The 1,884-nt window shown below is 53.3% G+C and carries 1 protein-coding gene; it reads right to left on the bottom strand.

The window, feature by feature from the left end; genetic code table 11:
• Positions 1-585: 585 nt before the first annotated feature.
• Positions 586-1,710 (bottom strand): aminotransferase, encoded by a 1,125-nt coding sequence (locus DW913_RS09895; RefSeq protein WP_117798381.1) that lies wholly within the window; start codon positions 1,708-1,710, stop codon positions 586-588.
• Positions 1,711-1,884: the final 174 nt, after the last annotated feature.

The following is a 1,884-nucleotide window of genomic DNA, read 5'->3' on the forward strand; positions in this document are numbered from 1 at the left end:
CCTTTCGTCATGGCCTCCTACCTTTCTTTCGGGCCCTTGTCAGGGCCGATTCGTTAGCGCCCCTCCGTGTGAGGCGTTATTGCTGACGACATATTTATATCCAAAATTAGCCCATACTTCCACCTTGCCCCCGAACGGTTTTTTATGGGGGGTGAACGGCATACACATATACTTCACGCATGGTACACTTTGATTTAATAAAGTGTATTTACGTGCTCAAACGCGTTTTCAATCCAGAAATCAAATGGAACTAAACTTTGTTAAACCACCCTCAAATTGTATATTTCCAATGAAGCTATGAATAGAATTAGCGATTCGTACCACGTCTCAACCATTTTCATTTTTATTCAGAAAAAAGTTTGTCCTATTCATTTCTGGTAAACAAATTACCGTTTACCAGACGCTTGATACCGTTCACCGGAAGCTCAGTATAAGGCCCAGCGGATACCGACTCGCTTTACGGCCCCATTTGTAACAACTTGACTTCTCGGTATGGAAAAACGGACCCGCTTCCCCTAGGGAAACGGGTCCGTTTTCGATTATCTTCGGCCAATTTAGATAAGGCTCTCGAAGATCATCGGAATCCTAGCGATCAAACTCCGCCAGTGCCTCGCCCAAAAGCCTCAGGCCCTCGCGAAGAACATCTTCGCTCGCGCAGTAGCCCAGGCGCGCTCCACAGGGAAGCTCAAAACGGCAGCCGGGAACCAGCAGCACTCCCCTCTCAGCCAACAGGCGCTTGCAGAACTCCTCGTCGTCCTCGGGAATATCCAGCTGGATAAACGAGGTGGACACGCCCTGCGGGGCCGTCCAGGACACGCGATGCTGCGTATCGATCCAAGCCTGCGTGATATCGCGGTTGCCAAACACGATCTTGCGGTTGCGCTCGAGAATCTTGTCCTTGTGCTCGAGCACGTAGGTCGCTAGGGCGTCGTTGAACACGCCGCCGCAGATCATGGTGTAGTCACGATACGTGCGGATGCGGTTGGAGACCTCTTCGTCGGCCACGACCCAGCCCACGCGGGCCGCAGGCGTCGAATAGGTCTTGGACACCGAGTTGGTGACGATAGCCTTCTCGTACACGTCAGCCATCGACATAAAGGACTCGGTGTTCTCGAGCGGCAGATACACCTCGTCGCACAGCACGTAGGCGCCCACCGAACGGGCGATCTCGGCAATCTGGCCGAGCGTATCGGCATCGAGCACCGTACCGATGGGATTCGATGCGTTATTGATGCAGATGAGCTTGGTGTTGGGGCGCACCGAGCGCTTGAGCTCCTCGATATCGGGCTTCCAGCCGAGTTCCTCGCGAAGCTCCCAATACTCGACCTCGGCACCGAGCGTACGCGGAATCTCATAGAGCGGCGCATAGGTAGGCCACTCGGCAATCACGTGATCGCCGGGCTCGACAACAGCCATGATGGCATTGAGGTTAGCACCCGTACAGCCATTGGTCTGCAAAATGTGATCGGGATTGACCTCGCGACGATACAGCTTGGCGACTTCGGCCTTAAACTCCGGCGAACCCTCGATCCAACCGTAATTCATCTTCTCGCGATCCAGGCGCTCGTAGAACGTAGCACCGTCCTGCTCGTCAAGTGCGCGAAGCTCACCCATGGCCAGCGACGAGATCGTCGACTGAGCGATATCCCAGGTAGCACTCTTCTCCCAAACGTTGAGCCATTCCTCAACGCCAATTGTCTTGATGTCCATGGCTACCTTATCCGTTGTTAATTTAACGTCATTAAACATGAATGGGACGGTGCGAAAGATCCGCATCGTCCCATTGGGAGACATCTAATGGCAGCTAGATGTTTGTATTAAGACCTGTACGGGTCTTTGAAAACCTTAGTTAGAGGTCCTCGCGCCAGAAGGGCATGCTCATGC

The organism is Collinsella sp. AM42-18AC (assembly GCF_003467965.1).
Taxonomy (GTDB): Bacteria; Actinomycetota; Coriobacteriia; order Coriobacteriales; family Coriobacteriaceae; genus Collinsella.

Excerpts from the sequence above, each read along its gene's own strand:
- DW913_RS09895 (WP_117798381.1), bottom strand. The coding sequence starts at position 1,710 with ATGGACATCAAGACAATTGGCGTTGAGGAATGGCTCAACGTTTGGGAG.